The organism is Paenibacillus sp. N22P23 (assembly GCF_059383735.1).
The window spans coordinates 615320-637754 of the sequence record NZ_JBXENT010000003.1 but is presented as its reverse complement, the minus strand read 5'-3'; the positions used below and the strand labels follow the sequence as shown (position 1 = coordinate 637754).

Here is a 22435-nt window from a genome sequence, read left to right as displayed (position 1 = left end):
TCGAATGGACTGCTCGCGCGTGGCGCGGCAGTCCGTTTGGCTTCACTAAGAAAACGCTTGTCCGAAATGCCGCCGCGTGTTTATAGTTAGAAGACAACTTGAGGGGGAGCACCAGCGATGAAATGGGGTAAACGCAACCGGATTTCGATTTATCGTAGATTACTGATTACCTTTCTGCTCGTCATCGTACCGATCGTCTCCTTGTGTCTTTATATCGTGGAGCTGGCTTCGGAGAATTTAAAGAAAGAGATTTCGATATCCATGCGTTCAAACGTCCACTTTTATTTGAATTCATTTGAAATCGAGATGGAACGACTGCAACAATTGAAAAAAGAATTCGTGCGGGACGACGATCTCATGGATCTCAGCACGATTGCGACATATATGAACAATTACGACAAGCGCGTTTCTATTTTGAGGCTGCAAAAGAAGCTTTCCATGCTGAAGACGGCCAGCGTCTATGTTAATGAAGTGAAAGCAGAAATTCCGCTCATTGGGCGAGCCATCTATCCGGACGGGTTCAGTGAAGGGAATGCTCCAAAGGACGAGACCGCTGCGCTCCGTAATCCATTTGATCAACAAGGATCGCCTATAATTTCATGGAACGGACAAGTTTATTTGGTACAACCCTCGTCGAATTCGAAAAAAGGCGACCCCGTTTTTCTATTGAGCATCTCCTTAAATCAAGCGAAATTTACCGACGCTCTAAGTCAGATCGGCAATTTCGAGAATAGCGGCGCGGCCTTATATAATCCAGCGAACGGGTTACTCATTGGCGATGGCAATCGCCCTGAAATCGCTGCATTTTTGGACGGGCATTTCTCGAAGACGGCAGATGCCAGCCAAACAAGCTTGAGAATCGGCGACCGTACCTATCTGATCACGCAAGACTACTCCCCGCTCCTCGGCGTTTATTTGATTTCCTATGTCCCTCAAGATCAATTTTTCAAAGCGTTAAACATGTACAAGATCATGCTGTTAGCTCTAGCCATGATGTCTTTTCTTCTTATCCTGTTCTTCAGCTATCGGATTTACCGTCTGATTCAAATTCCGTTGAACCATTTGTCCAGGGCGTTCCGAAAGCTGGAAAGCGGGGATTTGAATGTTAGTCTGACCTATCGGCATCGGGACGAATTCGGCTTTCTGATCGATCGGTTCAACGATATGACGGTCAAGCTGCAAACGCTGATCCATGAAGTGTACGAACAAAAAATACGCTCCCAGCGATCGGAGCTGAAACAATTGCAATCGCAAATCAATCCTCACTTTCTATATAACAGCTTTTTCGTACTCTACCGCATGGCCAAACTGCACAACATCGACCATGTAATCCGGTTTACGGAGCATTTGACGCAATATTTTCAATTTATGACGAGAACGGCGGAAGACGAAGTGGACTTGGAGATGGAAGCAAGCCACGCGAAAGCTTATTTGGAAATTCAGATGACCCGTTTCGGAAAGTCTGTTTCCTCCGAGTTCGATACGCTGCCTCCGGGCTCGGAACGCTGGAAGGTACCGCGGCTGATCTTACAGCCGTTGATCGAGAACAGTTTTAAATATGCCCTCGAACGCAAAAAAAGGGATGGATTGCTAAGCGTGCAATTCTCGGAATCGCCGGATAGCCTGAGCATTCGCGTTGAAGATAACGGAGAATGGCTTTCTGACGAGGACATTGCCGACATGAACCGAACCTTGGAGTTATCGGGCCACGACGTCGAAACGACGGGGCTTTTGAACGTCCATCGGCGTCTCCAATTAAAGTTTGGCGCCGAGTCCGGACTTCGGTTTTCTCGTTCGCCGCTTGGCGGACTGCTCGCCACATTGCTAATTCCCGCCAAAGAAAAGGAGCCTAACGATGAAGTTCAGATTATTGATCGTAGATAACGAGTCATTCGTCGTCGACGGCCTTATCGATCTATTTGGTTCGATGGAACACTTGGAACTATACGGCGCAGAGTCGGCGGACGAAGCATTGAGCTGGCTGAACCGGACCAAAATCGATATCGTGCTTTCCGATATTCAAATGCCAGGCATGACGGGATTGGAGTTGCAAAAGTCGATCTTGCGCCAATGGCCGCTTTGCAAAGTCATTTTTTTGACTGGCTATCACGAGGTCGAGTATTTCCAAGAAGCGATGCGCAACGAGAGCCTGGATTTCGTCTTGAAAACGGAAGGAGACGCCCGTATTCTCCAAGCGGTGGACAGGGCGGTCAAGCTGCTTGAGAAAGAGTGGGATATGGAAGTCCAGCTTTCGGCGGCGAAGAAGCATGCCCAGACGGCATTGCCGATGCTTCGCCAATCCTTTCTGGAGGAAGTCGTGGGCGGTCGCATTAGGGATCCTAGAATCATCCAGGAGAAAGCAGTGGAGTTGAAGTTTCCACTAACGGAGGGGCCTTTTCACCTTGTTCTTGCAAGAGTGGACGATTGGGGGACTAGCCAAGGCTATTCCGACCGGACGCGGTATCGCTTCGCCTTGCAAAACATCTCCGAAGAGTTCTTTTCGTCCATGTTGTCGTCCGTTTCTTGTTTCCTGGATGAAAACAAGATGGTTTGGATTCTTCAATCCAAAGATGAGGAAGAAGCCGACGAGCAATCACGCGCGCGAATCGCCCGCTTTATCCAAGGCATGCTCGAACAAATCCAAGAGACGTGCCGCGGGTTTTACCGCATGAAAATATCGTTTGTGACGAGCAACAAGGAAGTTGTCTGGGGGGAATTAGAGGAGCAACTCAAAGAGATGAGGCTTCAACTCTCGCACGGACTCGGTCTTGGCGAGGAGCTGCTGTTAACGGAAGAACATGCGGTAAAGACGACGTCCTCCGAGCTACATCTCTTAAAATCGAAAACCAATCGCACTTCCCAATTGAGAGCTTTGCTGGAAGAGGGAAAGTCGGAAGAGTTTGAGCGGGTGTTCGCGGAAATGAAAACGAACATCGCGGAAATCCCCGCCGGATTGGCCGTAGAATGGAGAGCGGAAATTTTCTATTCGCTGGTCGCGGTGTTCCTGCCTTTCGCGCACGAATTAGCCAAAGAAACAGGCCAGGAAAGCGCGATAGACCTGGATCGTCTTACGCGTATTCAGGCGCATGATTCATGGAACTCGGCGCTCGACTATTTTCATCATCTGGCCGTAAGGGTGTTTGCGAGCAAAAATGCGGGTTTCGAAAAGAAGGGCAATGAAATCATCAATAAAATCAAGCGGTACGTCGCCGATCATATTTCCGGCGATTTATCGCTGCCTGCGCTCGGCGAAGTCGTAAAGCTCAATCAATCCTACCTCTCCCGTTTATTTAAGCAGGTCACGGGCGAGAACTTGTCCGACTTTATCGCTGAAGCAAAACTCTCTAAAGCGAAGCAGATGCTAAGGGATAGCCCTATGAGAATTAACGATATTTCGGCGGCGGTAGGCTTCTTGTCCGATGGGCACTTTTACCGCGTATTCAAGAAAGCCATGAACATGACCCCTCAGGAATACCGGGAAAACTTTCAATAATACGCTCCTTGTGTATAACGAAGACCTTTGCGTACGACGCGAAGGTCTTCGTTGTGAAAGCGGCAATAGGTAAAGAAAAGAGAGTCGAATGTCAATAAAATCCACGTAAAAAGATGAGAGACGGATGTCATGAGATGCAAGTAGAGCGCATAGCAGACGCTATTATAGAATTACAACTGTAGAGGAAATGGAATTGCACATACGATGAGGGGGACAAAAAAATGAAGCGTTATCCGAAAGCAATATCCGCGTTATTAGCGGTCATGTCTGTATCTTTCGTCTTGACCGCATGCGGCGGCAAAGAGAACAATGTCAACACGCCAGAGAACACTGCTGCAAGTGAGTCGTCGGCAAACGAGTCGGCAAACAAGTCTTCGGAGTCAGGTGCTTCGCAAGAAACGGCAGCAGATCCGTTCGGCAAGTACGATCCGCCGATCGAGGTCACAGCAGTCAAACAAACAAGCGCGAACATGAAGTTCAAAGAAGGCGAATCCCTAGAGAACAACGATTGGTCCAAGTACTATGAGAACGAGCTCGGAATTAAGGTCAAGTATCAGTGGACGGCTTCGGATCAACAGTATGGTGAGAAGATGAACGTCGCGATCGCTTCCAACGAATTGCCGGACATCATGGAAGTCAGCCCGGAGCAATTCAAACGTCTATCCGAAGACGGTCAATTGGCGGATATGACGGAAGCTTTCGAGAAATATGCTTCCCCCGCGCTGAAAGAGATTTACTCTTCCGACGGAGGCATTCGCATCAATGCCGCTAAGCTGGGCGGCAAGCTGATGGGCATGCCGCACATTACATCTTCTACCGGCGATGGATCGCCTTCGCTGTGGATCCGCACGGACTGGCTTAACAAGCTGAACCTGGGCGAGCCGAAATCGTTCGCGGATATCGAGAAAATAGCCGACGCGTTCGTGAATCAAGATCCGGACGGAGACGGCAAGAAAAATACGTACGGCATCGGACTTTTCGGCGGACTGTACGGCAACGGCAACGGAGATATCGACGGATTGCTGAACTCATTCCACGCTTATCCGAAAACATGGATTAAAGACGCAAACGGACAAATCGTCTACGGCAGCGTTCAGCCAGAGATGAAGGCAGGCCTCGAGAAATTGCAAGACTTCTACTCGCGCGGTTTAATCGATAAAGAATTCAGCGTGAAAAACAGCGACAAATTCATCGAAGACATCGTATCGGGCAAAATCGGACTCTTCTATGGCGTCATGTGGACGCCGCTATGGCCATTGCAAGGCGCGATGGAGAAAAATGCGGACATGGATTGGAAACCGTTCCCGGTACCATCCGCCGACGGAACTGCGGCTAAGGCAACGCTCAGATCCTCGACAAGCAAATACTACGTCGCCAGAAAAGGCTTCGAGCACCCGGAAGTCATCGTGAAGTTCATGAATGCGCACATCGAGAACCTCTACGGCAAAACAGCTGATTGGCAGAAGTATTCCCAAGGGGACGGATTGGAGAAATACTTTTACTCGTACACCAATATCGAGCCGCTTCGCAAAAATCTTGACGTTCATCTCTCAATCGTGGACGCGATCAAATCAGGTGACACGTCTAGCCTGAACCAAGATCAAAAGAACTCCTACGACAAAGTCATGGCTTACAAAAACGGCGATAAATCCGCTTGGGGCATGTCCAGAGTATTCGATGAAATCGGTTCGTTCAGCGTCATCCAAAGAGACTACGTGTTGAAAGACGGTTTCATGAACGAAGCTTACTCAGGCGCTCCGACCCAGACGATGGGCGAAATGCAAGGAGCCTTGGATAAACTCGAGATCGAATCCATCATCAAAATCATTATGGGCAACGTCTCGGTCGACGAATTCGATAAGTTCGTGGACAGCTGGAAACAGCTCGGAGGAAGCCAAATCGAAACCGAAATCAACGAAGCCGCGAAAGCGCAGCAATAATCATTCGTTCCTCGCGGGAGAAGGGAAGGACGCAACTCCTTCCCTTTCTTCTCCACAAACCAGATTGGAGCCGATTGCATGATATCGAGAAAGTTCCTGCGCCAATTGCCGCTGCATGTGATGATTTGGCCGGGGGTGCTATTGGTTTTTATTTACCAATATATCCCGATGTACGGAATCGTCATCGCATTTCAAAAGTTTTCTCCTTCTCGCGGGTTTTTCAGGTCGGAATGGCGTGGTCTTTATAACTTCAAGTTCGTGATGCATTATCCCGACATCGCTCAAGTGTTATGGAATACCTTCTACATATCGATCATGAAAATCGTCGCAGGGTTGGCCGTGCCGATTCTCATCGCTTTATTGCTGAACGAAATCGGAAAGATCGCCTTCAAACGAACGGTTCAAACGCTTGTCTACCTTCCTCATTTTCTGTCCTGGGTTATTCTCGGCGGCATTCTGCTCGATATGCTTTCTCCCTCAGAAGGGATTATCAACGGCATGCTTAAAGCGATAGGGATCGATCCCGTTTTCTTTCTTGGAGATAACAGGTGGTTTCCATTCGTGCTCGTGATATCGGACATTTGGAAAGAGTTTGGTTTTGGCACGATCATCTATTTGGCCGCACTCACGAGCATCAATCCGTCTCTCTACGAAGCAGCGACAATCGACGGAGCCTCGCGCTGGAGACAGACGCTGCACATCACGCTGCCGGGCATCAGACCCGTAATTATCCTGCTCGTTACGCTCAGCTTAGGCAACGTGCTCAATGCCGGATTCGATCAAGTGTTGAACTTATACAGCCCTCCTGTTTACGAAAGCGGGGATATCGTCGATACGCTCGTTTATCGGATCGGCCTCGTTCAAGCGCAGTACAGCATTGCGACCGCAATCGGATTGTTTAAATCCGTCGTTTCGTTCCTATTGATTTCGATCTCCTATTGGGCGGCTTACCGGTTTGCCAATTACAAGATTTTTTAGAAAGGCGGTGGCGGCATGAGGGTATTTCTGACGCCCGGAAGAATCGGATTCAACATCTTCAACTATGCGTTTCTGGCCGTTCTCGCGATCCTGTGCGTATTTCCGTTCTTTCACGTTCTCGCGCTCTCCTTTAGTTCGAGCACAGCTGCATCCGCCGGCAATGTCGTGATGTGGCCCGTGGATTTCACGCTGCAGTCCTACGACTTCATTTTGGGAAAAAAAGAGTTCGGTCAGGCCTTTCTCGTTACGTTGGAACGGGTGGCCGTCGGGGGGTTCATCAATTTGCTTCTGACGGTGTTGATTGCATATCCGCTTTCCAAAAGCAAAGAGGCGTTTAGATTTCGCTCGACTTATGCCTGGTATTTCGTCTTCACGATTCTCTTCTCCGGCGGCTTGATCCCCTGGTACATGGTCGTGAAGTCGACAGGGTTAATTGACTCGATCTGGGCGTTGATTTTACCAGGTGCCGTACCCGTATTCAATGTCATTCTGCTCTTGAATTTTTTCCGGGATCTCCCGAAGGAACTGGAAGAGTCCGTTTTCATCGATGGTGCGGGGTACTGGAAAGCATTATGGAAAATATACGTTCCGCTTTCGCTTCCCGCATTAGCGACCATCGCGTTATTCACCGTCGTGAATCACTGGAACTCTTGGTTCGACGGTTTGATTCTGATGAATTCGCCGGAAAATTATCCGTTGTCCAGTTACTTGCGAACCGTGCTATCCCAGCTTAAATTAACGAGCCTTTCCTTGGCGGAGTATAGCAAATTGATGGAAGTATCCGACCGGACGGCCAAAGCGGCACAAATCATTCTCGGAGCGCTGCCGATCTTGATCGTGTATCCTTTCCTTCAGCGGTTTTTCGTCAAAGGGCTTGTGCTTGGAGGAGTGAAGGAGTAAATAACCGCCGTGAAGGGGGTGGTGGAGGGTTAATCGCGATAAACGGATTTCCGCAATACATGAAAAGCCTGATGCAACTCATTAAAAAGCAATGGGGGAATTTTCGTGTTGAACATGAGGAAGGTTGCTTTAACCGCATTAACATTCGCCATTACGATTGGATTGTTTTTCGGCATGGACGCAAACAACAAGGTGATGGCTGCTTTGGTGAAAGTCGATGACGCGAACGCCAAAGTTATTTACTCAGGTACTTGGAGCAGCGGGGCCGTGTCCGGATATTATAGCAATACCGCCAGTTGGTCGAGTACGACCGGCAGTGCCGCCGAATATCGATTCACGGGAACGAGCGTCAAATGGTACGGTTCGAAAAATAGCGATCACGGAAAAGCCGACGTATACATAGATGGCAATTTAAGTGCAGCCGCAGTCGATACGTATGCTTCCTCCAGCCTGAAGCAACAGGTTCTTTTTACGAAAACAGGTTTGAATAACGGCTATCATACGATCAAAATCGTGCTCAGAAACGATAAAAACGCCAGTTCCAGCGGTTATTTCACCGATGTAGACGCCTTTGAGGTCGAAGACTCGTCGGGTACTATCTTAAGGGAGTATTGGACAGGCATAGCCGGCATTTCGATATCGGATATCCCATTCACATCTAATCCTTCGGGAACGAGCAGCTTGACGAGCCTGCAGGCGCCGTCGAATTGGGCGGACAATTACGGGACCCGTATTCGCGGCTTTCTAAAGCCGACCGCAACCGGCAACTATACGTTCTATATCGCCGGGGACGATAATAGCGAACTATGGTTGAGCGGAAATAACATCGCGGCCAACAAGAAGAAGATCGCGGAAGTCGCTCCGGGGAATTATACGAACGCATTGGAATGGACGAAATACCCTGCGCAACAATCGGCTTCCGTTGCGTTAACGGCCGGCGAGAGCTATTACATCGAAGTGCTTCACAAAGAAGGGACAGGATCGGACAATATTGCCGTCGGCTGGACGGGGCCGGGCATAGCGACGACGACCGTGATCGCCGGATCTTATTTGTCGCCGTATACGCCGGTGCCGACCACGGCGGAATCGAAAGTCGACAATACGAGCACGGATATCGGTTACACGGGAACGTGGACGAGCGGAACGGCTGCCGGATTTTATAACGACACGGCGCTTTGGTCGAGTACGACCGGCAACGAAGCGCAATATACGTTTAACGGTACGGGAATCAAATGGATTGGTTCGAAAAATAACGATCACGGCAAAGTCGACGTTTATATCGACGGCGTACTGGATACCTCTGCGTTAGACACTTACAACTCGACAAAGCTTATTCATCAAGTTTTGTATACCAAAACCGGCTTATCCAGCGGCACGCATACGATCAGAATCAAGCTTAGAACCGATAAGAACACCAGTTCCAGCGGATATTTCACGGACATCGATGCCTTTCAGTTCAGCTACACGGCAGCGGATGGGCGGGATAAATACGTGCAGCCTTTCGGCAGCAGCAGCATTTGGAACATGCCGATCGGTTCGGGAGCCGTTTTCTCCGGGCCTCCAGTTCCGGCGGGAAGCGTGCAGCCTCCTGACGGATTCGGTTACGACAACGGTTTAATGGTGTTCGATCCATCCGGTCCATCGCGTCAGGTGTACAACGCGGATTGGCCGATCGTCGATCCGCCGATCAACCCTACGGCATCGAGCCTATACTGGCCAATCAGCGACGGGACGCTATTTAAGCCGAACGATGGCAATTGGGATGGCAGTACGCCTAATAACATGGGCGGCCTGGTCATGGGCGATGGCCGAACGATCCAAGAGTACAACTATATGGGTCGTTTTACGAACGGCGGCCCAATATACGTCGCAGGCGGAGGCATCCGCTCCACGCTGGACATTTACGGCAGCGGGCAGTCGACCGGGTATCTCGGGCATGGAGGATCGGGGCTCACGGGATTCGGCGGCAATATTCGCAAGGGCGAGTTGACCTCTCCCGAAACGGCCAATATCCGCCACGCTCTTCAACTCACGATCGATTGCGCACGCTGGTGCGGACAGACGGGCGGCGTAAACAAATATCGTTGGCCTGCGATCGCAGCGGATATGGGGTCGTATGATACGTACGGTATTTTCGCCAGCGGGTATACGCCGTTTCTCGGAATGGGCTCCTTGCTGGCCATTCCTTCGGACACCGCATTGAATACGCTATTGGCTTCATTGGAGACGACGCCGGCCAAGAAACTGGCATGGACGATGCGATACTACGGCGCCTACATTTCGGATACGGCAGGTCATAACGACGGCTGGGGTCAGAATCTATGGAGCATCGAATATGGGGTAGCCAAAGAAATGCGAGATTCGGGCGTGGAGATGAGTACTTGGGAGGACGGCGGCTACTCCGATACGGCGTGGAACCGGGATATGGTGAAATTGTTCGCTCAATTGCGGGAAGTCACGAATAATTCCGCGACCTCTATCGGCGGCGGCGGCGTTCCTCTCCAACCTCTTGCGCCAACTATAACGAACTAAACGGAGGACTCAACGTGATATTATCGCTCCAGGAGTATAAAGAAAAAGTACGAGGCTGTTGGATCGGCAAAAACATTGGAGGTACGCTCGGCGCACCTTTCGAATGCCGTAGAGGCGTGTTTAACGTCGATTTCTACACCCAGGAGCTTAACGGTGACCCGTTGCCCAACGACGATCTCGATCTTCAACTGGTATGGCTCAACGCAGCCGAGAAATACGGCAGGGCCGTAGATGCCAGAATCTTAGGCGAATACTGGCATTCCTTTATCGTTCCGAACTGGGGCGAATATGGCGCTGGTAAGAACAATATGCGGATGGGGATCGTGCCGCCATTGTCCGGGTACGTCAACAATGTGTTTCGCGATAGCAACGGCGCATGTATCCGATCCGAAATATGGGCTTGTCTCGCTCCGGGACATCCGGAAATTGCCGTCGAATACGCCTATGAAGATGCAATCGTGGACCATAGCCACGAAGGCGTGTATGCCGAAGTGTTTTTTGCCGCCGTGCAAAGCGCCGCATTCGCCGAGAAGGATACGTTTCGTCTGATCGATATCGGCCTCTCCTATATTCCGGATGACTGCGGCGTCACGAAGGGAATTCGAACGGCGATCGAAAGCTATCGTTCGGGCCTTACGTGGCAAGAAGCAAGAATTCGCGTATTGCAAGACGTTCCCGGAAGCTTCGGAGTATTGTGCACGCCGTTTGAAGACATCCCGGAAGAAACGCCGATCGGAGAAATCGGCTGGGATGCGCCTAGTAACGTAGGTATCACCTTAATCGGATGGTTGTATGGTGAAGGAGATTTCGGGGAGAGCGTCTGTATCGCCACGAACTGCGGAGAAGATACGGATTGCGCGGCTGCGACGGTTGGAGCTATCCTCGGCATCATTTACGGAGAAAGCGGAATACCTGAGAAATGGAAAACTCCGATCGGAGACAACATTAAAACGTGCTGCCTCAACATTACCGAGAACGGAATTAATTATCCGAAGACGGTGACGGAAATGACGGACAGAGTGCTGCGACTCGCGCCTACATTCCTTGGAAGCGAGTGGTGCGACGTACTGAATGTTAACGGCGGTTACACGGTTCGCATGAAGGAAGAGTCTCAACTTAATCAAACGCCGGTGAAAATCAACGCGTGGGCATCCAGAACGTTTTCCGATAAATTGGCTCAAGGCCCGTTTGCGGTCGACTACGACTTTGTTATCTTCTCGGCGCAGCTTGTTTACGACGGCGAACCATATGCTCGCGAAGGGGTTCAAAAGACGTTCAAGCTTGTCCTGGATAACCAAATCTATGTTCAGCAATGGATTGAAGTCATATGGCATGTACCTTCCGGCTGGAAAGTCGGTCCATCGGCCAAAACGCGCTTCTCCCTAGAGCAGTACCATTGCAATATCGGCAAGAAGGAAATCGAATTCACCGTAATGCCGGAACTGCTGAACGAATCCAGGCACGATTTCATCGTTGAAATCCGGTCGCAAGGCAGGCACACGAAAGGGTTAATTCCTGTAGTGTTGATATCGTAGTAGGCAAGAAAAAACAGGACAAGCTGCAGCAGCGCAGCTTGTCCTGTTTGCAATTAGACTTTAAATTTAGCCACGTTCCTGCTCAATTCGAGTGCCAAACTTTCCAGTGCTTCCGACGATGATGCCGTTTGCTCAGAGGCGGCGGCTGTTTGTTCACTGACCGCGGCGACGGATTCGATGGCTTCCGTCACTTGCTGAACTTGCCGCATTTGAGAGCTGCTTGCGCTTGAAATCTCCGATACTTTCTTCGACGTTTCTGCAACGATCGTCTTGATTTGAGTAAAGGAATCGTACGTTCTCTGGGATTGCGCGACTCCTTCGGAGACCGCGATCACACTCTTATCCGTGTTCTGCTGCATGAGCTTGATGATTTCCGTGATTTCCCCTGTTGACTGGCTGCTGCGTTCGGCCAGCTTGCGCACTTCATCGGCGACGACCGCGAAGCCTCGGCCTAGTTCGCCGGCGCGGGCCGCTTCGATTGCCGCATTGAGAGCGAGCAAATTCGTCTGCTCGGCAATGTCGTCGATAAGGTTGATGATTTCGCCGATTTTAATGGAGTCGCGTTCCAGAAGCCCGATGGTATCCTTAACATGCAGCATGCCGCTCAGCGAAACATGGACGGCGTCGCTGCCATCTTGAGCGACCGCTACGGTCTGCTCGGACAAGTGGGCAGCTTCTCTGGAAACCTGAGAAATATCGCCGATCGCGCTCGAGAGATTCTTGAATAAATCGCTCATGATTTGCGCCGATTCGGCTTGATTCATGCTTCCTTTGGCGACCTCGTTCGTGCTCAGCGAGATTTCCCCGCAAGCCGCCGTTACACTGCTGGATGTATGCAGCGCGTTTCCTATCATTTCACGCATGGAGTCTAGCATGTGGTTGATGTTTCGCTTTAACACGGCTATCTCGTCTTTACCGGATGCATCGATCCGCTCGGTGAGATCCCCGGAGGCGACATGTGCCATTAAAGAAGTCATTTGTGTAATCGGCCGTTGAATAATTCGGGCCACGAAGAGAGAAAGAACAACGACGCCGACTAGACAAGAAATGATAATAATCAACGTTGTCCAGGTCATGTCATTCGCTTTCTCCATCATCTCCGACTGCGGCAACGTAACGAACACTCTCCATCCGGTCGAAGCGATTTCAGCGTACGCAGTCGAACGGACTTGGCCGTCCCATGTATCCGTGAAGATGCCATTCTTACGGGTTAATCCTTGGTTTTGAATCAAATCGGCGGTATCAGAAGTTGCCACCTCAGAAATTGTTTTGCCAATAAACGCTTTGTTCGGGTGAACCAGAATGGTATTGGAAGGCGATACTAAATAGCCAAAGCCTTGTTCCCCGAATCGGATATGATCCATGCGCTGCAAGATTTCGTCGGCGAAAATAAGCTGTTGCACGATGCCTGCGAACTTGCCTTGGTCGTTCACGAGCGGTTTGTCGATGATGACGATTTTCTCGCCGGAGCCTGCTTTAATCGCGATGTCTGAAACACGGAGCTTAGGATCCTCCTGAGCCAATTTCACATTAGCGAATTCTGAGGCGTCAAACTGCGTTCCGGACGTATTATGACCCATCTTGCCAGAGTCGATGAAACCGAGATCGGCGATCTCTTTATCGCTTTCAACCAGTATTTTCAGTACAGGTAAAACCTGCTCGGCGGAGGCGCCCGCAAACTCGGGGTGCGCATTCGCAGTGTTAACGAGCGTATTGATCTTCTGCGTCAGCCATGTATTCAAGTCGTTGGCATTTAGCTGCGCACGCTGTTCCAAGTTTAGCTCAGCTTCTTGCTTCAAGCCGTCTTTCAAGTAGTACACGAACAACGAGGAAGCGGCTGATAACGGAATGAGACCGACAAGAAGTAGAACCAATATGATTTTCACTTTAATGGATTGGTAGAACGGCATTCTCCGAATTCTCCTTCGATGAAAAATGATTGAGTACGCATATAACTTAGCACGTAAGTATTAGAAAACTTTCTCGTTAAGTGTTAGCTAAGTATGGGCGTGATCGAAATCGAAAGTAAGTGTGGGCGAAGGGATTCGGAAGAGTTTGAATTGCGAAATCACAGGGGATGGACCGGTGGATGACAGGGATGATCTTTAATGAGATGAAGGTTGAACGGGAGGATCCCAAGTGGTTTTCCATTGATTAATGTGCTGAAACACATCCGAGAAGGAGGCTCCCTTTTCTGTGATTGAATATTCGACTGTCACAGGTACGGTAGGAAATACGTGGCGTTTTATCATCTGATGTTCTTCTAAATTCCGTAATGTATCCGTTAAACCTTTCGTATTCACGTTACCTAAATTTCTTCGCAATTGATTGAAACGCTGAGGCTGCTTTAAAAGTTCGGTTATGACTAGAAACGTCCATTTTCCCGAAAGAAATTGCAACACTTCAGAAATCGATTCAATGCAAGGCATCTCAAATTTCGTTGATTCCAAGTTCATCATCTCGCATTCTTTATTGAGATCCACAATTGTCAATTGTTACGTCTATTATTATCGGGTTTTTGATGTTTTCTTATGTGACGGCTTCAATAAATTCTCCACTATATGTTTAGCAAAACGGGACAGTGCAGATCATTAACTCTGCGTTGTCCCGTTTATGCATTCATTATGGTTCTTCAATGAAATCAGTGAGGCTCTCCCGTCACAGGGTCCGTATTAGGATCCCAGTTCGTAAGAGGATCCATGCGGAATCGCGTTAGAATCGTGCTGCTGATTTTCCAGCTGCCGTTCTCTTTATGATACGTTTCGCGGTACTGGCCATACCCGTGATGTCCCGGATAGGCATCCTTCGCGTCAGGGAAGGTCAACAAGTCCTCCATGGCCCAAATACCGTTGGCGTTATCCTTGTCGATGATCTCAATCTCGGGCATATACCCGTGGTGAACCGTAGGAGCCTTACCTACAAGCTCCCCGATCATTTTCGCATAAGCTGCACTACCGCCTTTAGAGAAATCTTGGCCTTGGGCAATAATCGTGGCATCCGAAGTAAAGAGCTCCCCGAATTCCGTCCATTTCTTTTCATCAACAAAACGGAAGTAGCGGGCTTTTAATTGTTTAAGCTGTTCAATATCTTCCATGCGCTGATATCTCTCTTCTAGTTCTGCGATTTTCGCAGCTAATGGCTGATTATTGTCTAACATACGGACACATCCTTTGTTTGTTTTTTTTGGAACTTGTAGCGTTATACGAATTGAACGATATCTTCCATGGGCCGTCTTGTTTTGGCACGCTTTGGTTGACTGGAGCGATAGCCGAACGCCGTCATGACGCTCAAGCCGAACTCGTCGTTACCAAGCAGCCCTTTTTTGCCCAGCAGCTCATTGACGGCATCCATATCGAAACCTTCGATCGGACATGAATCAACGCCGATGTGCGCCGCCGCCGTCATCATATTGCCCATCGCCAAGTACGTTTGCTTGGAAGACCAGTCCAGCAGCTCGCGCTCAGAATTCAGATGAAGATCATTGTAGAATTGCGCGTAGGCTTGTTCCATGCTTTTATACACTTCTATAGGCATACCCTTCACTTGGGTAAGTTGTTCCAAGACATAAGAAGAATCATGAGTGAGCCCTTTTCTGGCTAAAATAATAACGAAATGGCTCGACGTAGGCAGCGACCGCATGGCGCCGGATACGTGCGGTGCGAGTTCTTTTCTGAATTCCGAATCCTGAACGACAACGAATTTCCAAGGTTCATTGCCTCCTGAGCTCGGAGAAAGGCGGCCCGCCTCAAGAATGAATTGAAAATCGGCTTCGGATATTTTCTTCGTCGGATCGAATTCTTTCGTTGCATGCCTGTAATGAAAAGTAGACAACAAATCCGATTTTTTGGCCTCGATATTCATTGGATAGAATTCACCTCACGAGTTTAGTTATAGGGTGGGAATTGAAGCTTCAATCGCCCTGGGGACTACTATAGCAGGTATAAATCTATTGCATAAGGAGACTATTTTTTTAAACCTACTTTATAAAAGTAAAGTCAGGTGCTCAAATCTTAATCGAATTCGACAAAAATCATCGTATTTTCACAGACAGTATGACACTCTTTTTTCATCGGACATCATAGAATGTAGATACGCATTATTTCCTAGTTTCTCTATTAACAACAATGGGGGGATGGGCCGGTGGACGAGCAGTTTCTAAAGAGGTTACATACATTAAATCGTCGTGATGAGTTGAGGTCTAGACTATTAATTGATGGTGCTAAATTTACATTAGAACGTAATAAGAAGATGAGTTGGTTTGGGAGGTATATTAAAAATAAAAAGAAAGCCATTACCCCAGCCAGATACTAAAAAAGATTGGAATTCAAAAAACCGAAGCAGCTGCTTCGGTTTTTTCATGTGCAGATGAAATAGTAAAGAATTGTAGATTCGATGTCGGCAACGGACGATATTCGAGAGCCGAGCACTCCCGTAAGATAAAGTTATCGGCGTTCAGGGCCCTGAGTGCCGATCACCTTCTGAGGAGAATGGAGTGGTCAATAAGCAATGAAACGGCAATCCGTGCTCAAATGGTTCTCTCTGGTATTAACCTTGGGTTTGATCGCAAACTGCTTTCCCGTCCTGTCGGCGGCAGCCGCAGAGGATTCCTTGGCTGCGTTGACGGCATCGTACACGTACCACGGTGATCGTCTGGAAGACGCGAACGACGGCATTGTATCCTATGACGACAGCCCCAAGAGCCGCTGGACTTCCTATGAATCGACCAACCCGCAGGACTGGGTACAGTTCGAATACGCAAGTGCCTCATCGAAAAACACGACGGGCATTTATATCTTCGACGACGGCGGAGGCATCAAAGCTCCCAGCTCGTACGATGTCCAATATTGGGACGGAACAGACTGGGCGATCGTTCCGCATCAAATGAAATCACCCGCAGAGCCTACCGGCAACGAGCTGAATCTCGTTACGTTCGATTCCGTATCATCGACGAAATTCCGTGTGCTCTTCACGCACTCTGGCTCGAAGAGCGGCGTGACGGAAATCATCTTCGCCGATTCGAACACCGAGCCGGTACCCGGTGCGGAAGTATCGCCGCTCGGCAATGCATCGGCATCTTATACATTCCGTCTCGATCAGGTGAGTCACGTCAACGACGGCATCGTGTCGTACGCAGCTGCTCCCGCGAATCGTTGGACTTCGTACGAGTCTCCGAATGAAGCCGATTGGGTACAGACGAACTTCGGCTCGCCGAAGCGGAAGGATGCGGTCGGCATTTACCTCTTCTCCGATGGTGGAGGCATCAAGCCGCCTGCCTCGTATGACGTTCAATATTTAAATGAGAGTAATGAATGGGTGAGCGCTGCTAATCAAGCGAAAACCCCAGCGGAACCTGTCGGCAATGCGCTTAATCTTGTTACGTTCACTCCGGTGGAAGCGCAGAAGTACCGAGTCCTCTTTACGCACAGCACGGCCAAAACAGGCGTTACCGAAATCCAGTACGTGGACTCCGCCATACAGTCGCTGCCGACGGAGCCTTCCGCGGGCACGGCGACGGCGTCTTATGAGAACAACGGTGATTCGGCAAGTTTTATCAATGACGGCATTATCTCATTGAACGATTTCCCGCGTAATCGCTGGACCGCCTACGGCTCTCCGAATAGTACGGATTGGGTGCAGACCGAGTACGAAAGCGCGCTCTCCAAGAATATGTCTGGCATTTACCTCTACGACGACGGCGGTGGAGTGAAAACTCCGGCTTCGTACGATATTCAATCATGGAGCGGCAGTGATTGGGTTAGCGTTCCCGGACAAGTACGAACACCTGCCGAACCGGCGCCGGGCTTGAACCTCGTTTCGTTCAACACTGTGATTGCCAGCAAGTATCGCGTCGTGTTCACGCACCAAGGAGACTCCCGTTCGGGAGCGACCGAAGTCTCGTATGTCGACACGAACAAAGAACCGGTACCGACGTCACCTCCTGTCGTGGAAGTCGAGCCTGCAATCGAAATTATATCCCCGGCTATCGGGTCGACCGTATCGGGCAATGTGACCATCGACTTCAAAGCCCCCGAGATGAAGAACGTATGGGCGAGAGTATGGCATCAACCGGATGAAGCGAATCCGGATCCGAACGGCTATGACGCTTGGATCCAGCACACTGCACCGGACGCGGAAGGGAATGGCTCGATCCAACTCGATGCCGATACATTGCCGCACGGTCCACTCACTGTCATCCTGAATGCTTGGAATTCTGCGGAGGGCGATCCTAACTTCACGAAATCAACGACGAGCTATGTGCAGTTGTACAACGAAGGCGGCGTCGTTTGGAAGAAAGGCATTCCGGCCGCGCCGCCGCAAACGACAGGCATGCATGTACTGTTCCAGGACGATTTCGCAGGTCCGCTGTCGGTATCCAAGACAGGCGCCGGAGCACAGTATGCGTCCCTTAAGCCGGACTGGCCAAACGGCTCGGAATTCGGCGAAGCAATCTTCGCCGATCCGACGGACGCGTTGAATCCGTTCGCCATTCTTGGCGACGATCATTTGCGCATCCGAGTAACGAAGGCACCTGACGGATACGCAGATCCGCAAGGCTGGAACCGCAAGTATATCGGCGGATTGCTCTCGTCCGTCCGCTTGGATGGTACCGGCATTGCCGCGACGAATGGCTACTTTGAGGCGAGAATGCAAATGCCCGCGGGCAAAGGAGCCTGGCCGGCATTCTGGTTGATGTCCCAAAACAGTGCAGGAGCGGATCATCTGCCGTCGACAGCGGAGATCGATACGGTTGAGGCTTACGGCCACGATCCTAGCGGAGCCTGCCAAGCCAAGCATTGGTGGTCGGGCAGCCCGGAAACCCATCAAACGAACTGTTCTTCCACTAATTTTGCCTATGGGGACAACGCGTCGACGTGGCACACGTATGGCACGAGAATTACCGAAACGGAAGTCATCTATTACATCGATAACGTCGAGGTATGGAGGCATCCGTCTTTCGAGCAGGCCAATACGCCGATGTACTTCATGATCAATCTGGCGCTCGGTGGAGGCTGGCCGATCGATCTGGCGAAATATGGGGATCAAATTGACTTGTACGTCGACTATGTAAGGGTGTTTGAGCAGGATGCAGCTGTTCAGCCTCCAACGTCTAGTCCATATGTGCCTGAGCCAATCCCGGCAACGAAGGTAGTCGGAGATACGGTCGTCATCGTACCGGCTGTATCCACGAATGCAAATACGGGAACCACGACGTTAACCGTGAGCGAGGATGTATGGAAACAAGCCCAGGATAGCGCGGCTAAGAGCAGTATCCATAAAATCGTACTCGAAGCGCCTGCATCCCAAGAGGCTGCTCCAACATACGAGCTCAAACTGCCTGCTGATGTTTTATCGGGCGACTCGTCGCTATCGATCGCAGTGAAAACGCCGCATGCGTCGGTCGTGCTGCCAAGCGGCATGTTTAAAGGACAGTCTATCGCTTCAAGCGAGCTATCAATTCAAATCGGCCGCAGAGATACCGATACTTGGAGTGCAGAGACAAAACAACAAATCGGCAATCATCCCGTCATCGAGCTGACCGCCCTAGACGGAGATAAGGTCATTTCATGGAATAACCCGCAAGCACCGATCCAGGTAAGTATTCCTTATGTGCCGACGGCGGAGGAATTACGGAATCCCGAGCATATCGTCGTGTGGTACGTTGACGGAGCGGGCCGCATCAGCGCTGTCCCGAACGGACGTTACGACGCCGAGACGAAATCGGTCGTCTTCCAGACAACTCATTTCAGAACGTATGCCGTCGCTTTCGTCCACAAGATGTTCGATGATATCAGCTCATCGCCTGCAAAGCGAGCAATCGAAGTATTAGCTTCCAAAGGGATTATCAAAGGTACGACAGTTAACCGATTCAGTCCGGACAAAACGATTTCTCGCGCGGATTTCGCCTTGCTGCTCTCACGGATTCTCGAATGGAAGGGAGAAAAGACAGGCGACAGCTTCTCCGACGTGCCGGGCAATGCCTACTACTCGGATGCACTTCGTACGGCGAGAGCATTAGGTATCGTCTCGGGCAGCGGAAATAACAAATTCAATCCGACCGCATCCATCACAAAGGTGGAAATGATCGCGATTGCGAAGCGGGCATGGGCAGCTTCTCATCTCGATCCGGCAGCGATCGCCCTGCTGTTCGACCATCTCGGCAACACGCCGACCCGCGCGGAGACGGCGGAATTGCTCTACAATCTCTACAACGCAAGAAGTTGAAATCGGTCGATCCGATGTAAACAACGGACGATAGGCTCGGAAGTAAACCTGCTTTATCATTAAGCATATAAGGAACGATTCCTTAAGACACACATATAATCGGGGAGGCACAGTATGAACAAGAAGCTGCGCAACAGAAGCTTGACCGCATCGTTTGCTCTATTGCTGGCGGTTACGACGGCATGCGGCAATAGCGACAATAACAACAACAGCACGAGCGGAAATACCACCGCACCGGCGGCTGAAACGGAAACGGCTGCAAACACAAGCACGACCGAGACGGAGACTCCGGCGGCGATCGATCCGAACGCGAAATACGATCCGCCGATCGAAATTGCAGCTGTCCGCTACACAGATCCTACTTACAAATTCAAAGACGGCGACACGATCGAGAACAACGTGTGGACGAGAGCTTACGAGAGCGAGCTCGGCATCAAGGTCAAGTACAAATGGATCGTCAACGGCGACCAATACGGCCAGAAGATGAACCTGACGATTACGTCGAACGATTTGCCGGACATTTTCCAGGTTGATTCCGTACAATTCCGCCAATTGGCAGAAGGTGGACAGCTCGAGGATTTGACACAGTACGTCGCGGACTACGGCTCCGAATTGACGAAAACGATGATTGACCGCGGCACGAACGCCAAATCGGCGGCTATGTATGACGGCAAGCTGATGGCCATCCCGCCTGCAGAGGATTACCTCGGGGGAGCTCCGCTGCTTTATGTCAGAACCGATTGGCTTAAGAAACTCAGCCTGCCCGAACCGAAAACGATGGACGACTTCATCAATATTGCGGAAGCGTTCACGACGAAAGACCCGGACGGCAACGGCAAGAACGATACTTACGGCCTCGCCGCTTCGAAGGACTTGTTCGGCGGATACCCGGATTTCTCCGGTTTCATGAACGGCTTCCACGCTTACGCGAACATCTGGATCAAAGACAGTTCCGGCAAGCTCGTCAACGGCAGCACGCAGCCGGAAATGAAAAACGCCCTCGCGAAGCTGCAAGAGCTGTATAAAGCGGGCTTGATTGACAAAGAATTCGGCGTCAAAGACGGCGGTAAAGCAGCCGAGCTGCAAACGGCCGGCAAAGTGGGCATGAGCTTCGGCGCGATGTGGAATCCGCTGTGGCCGCTGCAAGACGGCGTGAACAAAGATCCGAACGCAGAGTGGGGCGTATTCCCGATTCCTTCCGTAGACGGAACGCCTGCGATGGCGCAATCGAAGGCTGATTTCAATGCCTTCTGGGTCGTCAAGAAAGGCGCCGAACATCCGGAAGCGATCGTCAAACTGTTTAACTTCTACAATGAGAAGATCGTTGGCGAAACGGCCGAACCTGCTAAGTTCCACAGCGCAGACGGAATCGAATTCTTCAAATATGCGCTGATGCAAGGCGGCTTCGGAACGCCGCAAGGATTGCTTTCCGTGCATAAGAACGTCGTCACAGCACTTCAAGCCAATGATGCAGCTAAATTAACGCCGGAAGAGAAAAGCTATTATGACAAAATCGTGCTGTTCAACGGCGGCGACAAAACGAACTGGGGCACAAACAAAGTATTCGGAGCCGGCGGTTCATGGGATGTCATCGGAGCAAACTACGTCGATCAAAGCCTGCTGATGAAGAGTGAATTCTTCGGCGCTCCAACGCCGGGCATGACGGACAAACAAGCGATTTTGGATAAACTGGTGCTCGAGAAGTTTACGAAAATCATCCTGGGCGCGCCGATCTCCGATTTCGACCAATTCGTATCCGACTGGAACAAGCTGGGCGGCGAACAAATTACGCAGGAAGTTAACGATTGGTACGCCAAAAAATCATAAACACCATGAATCATTAATCATCATAAGTAATGAACGCAATCGGGAGGTCGGGACTTGCTTCCGGCCTCCCTTCCTTATCTTGTGCCGGGAAGGCGGTGTCCGTAGATGTTTAAACCGAAAATGCGCCGACAGCTGCCTTTGCATCTGATGGTGGCCCCCTCGTTTCTGCTGGTGCTGGTGTTTAGTTACGGCCCGATCGCAGGACTCGTTATAGCGTTCCAGAAATTTTCTGTCGTGAAGAGCTTTGCCCACTCACCGTTCGTGGGTTGGGATAACTTCGATTATATGTTCAAGCTGCCTGACATTTGGCAAGTCATTCGCAATACGGTCTTCATCGCGATCATGAAAATCGTTGCAGGATTAGCCGTACCGATACTCGTGGCGCTGCTGCTGAACGAAGTGCGCAAGCATACGTTTAAGCGTTCGATCCAAACATTGATCTACCTCCCTCATTTTCTATCTTGGATTATTCTGGGCGGCGTACTCATCGATATTTTGTCGCCGACTTCGGGTATTGTGAACCAATTCCTCGGCGTGTTCGGCATCGAACCGATCTTTTTCCTCGGCAGCGTTCGTTGGTTTCCGGCCGTTGTCGTCTTATCGGACGTGTGGAAGGAGTTTGGCTTTAGTACGATTGTCTACTTGGCTGCGCTTGCGGGCATTAACCCGGCGCTTTACGAAGCCGCCGTTATCGATGGGGCGAATCGCTGGAAGCAGATAGTGCATATCACGCTTCCCGGCATGGCGCCGGTCATCGTGCTTCTGGCGACTTTGAGCTTGGGCAACGTCTTGAATGCCGGGTTCGATCAAATTTTCAACTTGTACAGTCCGATCGTTTACGAAAGCGGGGACATCATCGACACGCTCGTGTACAGGCTCGGTCTTGAGCAAGCACAGTACAGCCTGGCAACGGCCGTTGGGTTGATGAAATCAGGTGTATCGATCGTTTTGATATCCGTTTCCTATTACTTAGCCTATCGCTTGGCCAACTACCGAATCTTCTAATA

General features: G+C 50.4%; 14 protein-coding genes. 10 read left to right on the top strand and 4 right to left on the bottom strand.

Annotated features, from left to right (window positions below):
• Nucleotides 1-117 precede the first annotated feature (117 nt).
• From AC506A_RS17985 to AC506A_RS17955, 7 genes are all read left to right on the top strand, one after another.
• Nucleotides 118-1884 carry a sensor histidine kinase gene (locus AC506A_RS17985; protein ID WP_495462383.1) on the top strand — a complete coding sequence of 589 codons (1767 nt, stop codon included), beginning with the start codon at nt 118-120 and terminating at the stop codon, nt 1882-1884.
• Entirely contained in the window at nt 1856-3493 is a 1638-nt protein-coding gene (locus AC506A_RS17980) for a response regulator transcription factor (RefSeq protein WP_495462382.1), read from the top strand. The genes AC506A_RS17985 and AC506A_RS17980 overlap by 29 nt, the downstream gene beginning before the upstream one ends.
• A 221-nt stretch (nt 3494-3714) precedes the next feature.
• On the top strand, nt 3715-5433 hold the full coding sequence (locus AC506A_RS17975; protein ID WP_495462381.1) for an extracellular solute-binding protein: 1719 nt from the start codon (nt 3715-3717) through the stop codon (nt 5431-5433).
• A gap of 78 nt (nt 5434-5511) precedes the next feature.
• On the top strand, nt 5512-6411 hold the full coding sequence (locus AC506A_RS17970) for an ABC transporter permease (RefSeq protein WP_495462380.1): 900 nt from the start codon (nt 5512-5514) through the stop codon (nt 6409-6411).
• A gap of 15 nt (nt 6412-6426) precedes the next feature.
• Nucleotides 6427-7311, top strand: coding sequence for a carbohydrate ABC transporter permease (locus AC506A_RS17965; protein WP_495462379.1), 885 nt, complete (start codon nt 6427-6429; stop codon nt 7309-7311).
• A gap of 114 nt (nt 7312-7425) precedes the next feature.
• Complete coding sequence (locus AC506A_RS17960; protein ID WP_495462440.1) at nt 7426-9843, top strand: PA14 domain-containing protein; 2418 nt, start codon at nt 7426-7428, stop codon at nt 9841-9843.
• A 14-nt stretch (nt 9844-9857) separates the two neighbouring features.
• A complete protein-coding gene (locus AC506A_RS17955) occupies nt 9858-11378 on the top strand; it encodes an ADP-ribosylglycohydrolase family protein (RefSeq protein WP_495462378.1) in 1521 nt (506 codons plus the stop codon).
• 53 nt (nt 11379-11431) lie between these two features.
• On the opposite strand, the gene AC506A_RS17950 is transcribed toward AC506A_RS17955, so the two are convergent.
• The 4 genes from AC506A_RS17950 to AC506A_RS17935 all read right to left on the bottom strand — a co-directional run bounded on the left by AC506A_RS17950 (nt 11432) and on the right by AC506A_RS17935 (nt 15239).
• On the bottom strand, nt 11432-13288 hold the full coding sequence (locus tag AC506A_RS17950; RefSeq protein WP_495462377.1) for a methyl-accepting chemotaxis protein: 1857 nt from the start codon (nt 13286-13288) through the stop codon (nt 11432-11434).
• 195 nt (nt 13289-13483) lie between these two features.
• The gene (locus AC506A_RS17945) at nt 13484-13834 is read right to left on the bottom strand and encodes a winged helix-turn-helix transcriptional regulator (protein WP_495462439.1); all 351 of its coding nucleotides are present in this window, start codon (nt 13832-13834) and stop codon (nt 13484-13486) included.
• 185 nt (nt 13835-14019) lie between these two features.
• Nucleotides 14020-14535: a nuclear transport factor 2 family protein gene (locus AC506A_RS17940; protein ID WP_495462376.1), complete on the bottom strand. Its 516-nt coding sequence runs from the start codon at nt 14533-14535 to the stop codon at nt 14020-14022.
• A gap of 41 nt (nt 14536-14576) precedes the next feature.
• Nucleotides 14577-15239 (bottom strand): NAD(P)H-dependent oxidoreductase, encoded by a 663-nt coding sequence (locus AC506A_RS17935; protein WP_495462375.1) that lies wholly within the window; start codon nt 15237-15239, stop codon nt 14577-14579.
• A gap of 645 nt (nt 15240-15884) precedes the next feature.
• Between AC506A_RS17935 and AC506A_RS17930 the strand changes: the two genes are divergently transcribed.
• From AC506A_RS17930 to AC506A_RS17920, 3 genes are all read left to right on the top strand, one after another.
• Nucleotides 15885-19601 carry an S-layer homology domain-containing protein gene (locus tag AC506A_RS17930; RefSeq protein ID WP_495462374.1) on the top strand — a complete coding sequence of 1239 codons (3717 nt, stop codon included), beginning with the start codon at nt 15885-15887 and terminating at the stop codon, nt 19599-19601.
• A gap of 114 nt (nt 19602-19715) precedes the next feature.
• Nucleotides 19716-21428, top strand: a complete 1713-nt coding sequence (locus tag AC506A_RS17925; RefSeq protein WP_495462373.1) for an extracellular solute-binding protein — start codon at nt 19716-19718, stop codon at nt 21426-21428.
• 105 nt (nt 21429-21533) lie between these two features.
• Nucleotides 21534-22433, top strand: a complete 900-nt coding sequence (locus tag AC506A_RS17920) for an ABC transporter permease (protein WP_495462372.1) — start codon at nt 21534-21536, stop codon at nt 22431-22433.
• Nucleotides 22434-22435: the final 2 nt, after the last annotated feature.

Excerpts from the sequence above, each read along its gene's own strand:
- AC506A_RS17940 (WP_495462376.1), bottom strand. The coding sequence starts at position 14,535 with ATGTTAGACAATAATCAGCCATTAGCTGCGAAAATCGCAGAACTAGAA.
- AC506A_RS17980 (WP_495462382.1), top strand. The coding sequence starts at position 1,856 with ATGAAGTTCAGATTATTGATCGTAGATAACGAGTCATTCGTCGTCGAC.
- AC506A_RS17985 (WP_495462383.1), top strand. The coding sequence starts at position 118 with ATGAAATGGGGTAAACGCAACCGGATTTCGATTTATCGTAGATTACTG.
- AC506A_RS17945 (WP_495462439.1), bottom strand. The coding sequence starts at position 13,834 with ATGAACTTGGAATCAACGAAATTTGAGATGCCTTGCATTGAATCGATT.
- AC506A_RS17920 (WP_495462372.1), top strand. The coding sequence starts at position 21,534 with ATGTTTAAACCGAAAATGCGCCGACAGCTGCCTTTGCATCTGATGGTG.
- AC506A_RS17960 (WP_495462440.1), top strand. The coding sequence starts at position 7,426 with ATGAGGAAGGTTGCTTTAACCGCATTAACATTCGCCATTACGATTGGA.
- AC506A_RS17935 (WP_495462375.1), bottom strand. The coding sequence starts at position 15,239 with ATGAATATCGAGGCCAAAAAATCGGATTTGTTGTCTACTTTTCATTAC.
- AC506A_RS17925 (WP_495462373.1), top strand. The coding sequence starts at position 19,716 with ATGAACAAGAAGCTGCGCAACAGAAGCTTGACCGCATCGTTTGCTCTA.
- AC506A_RS17975 (WP_495462381.1), top strand. The coding sequence starts at position 3,715 with ATGAAGCGTTATCCGAAAGCAATATCCGCGTTATTAGCGGTCATGTCT.
- AC506A_RS17965 (WP_495462379.1), top strand. The coding sequence starts at position 6,427 with ATGAGGGTATTTCTGACGCCCGGAAGAATCGGATTCAACATCTTCAAC.
- AC506A_RS17970 (WP_495462380.1), top strand. The coding sequence starts at position 5,512 with ATGATATCGAGAAAGTTCCTGCGCCAATTGCCGCTGCATGTGATGATT.
- AC506A_RS17930 (WP_495462374.1), top strand. The coding sequence starts at position 15,885 with ATGAAACGGCAATCCGTGCTCAAATGGTTCTCTCTGGTATTAACCTTG.
- AC506A_RS17950 (WP_495462377.1), bottom strand. The coding sequence starts at position 13,288 with ATGCCGTTCTACCAATCCATTAAAGTGAAAATCATATTGGTTCTACTT.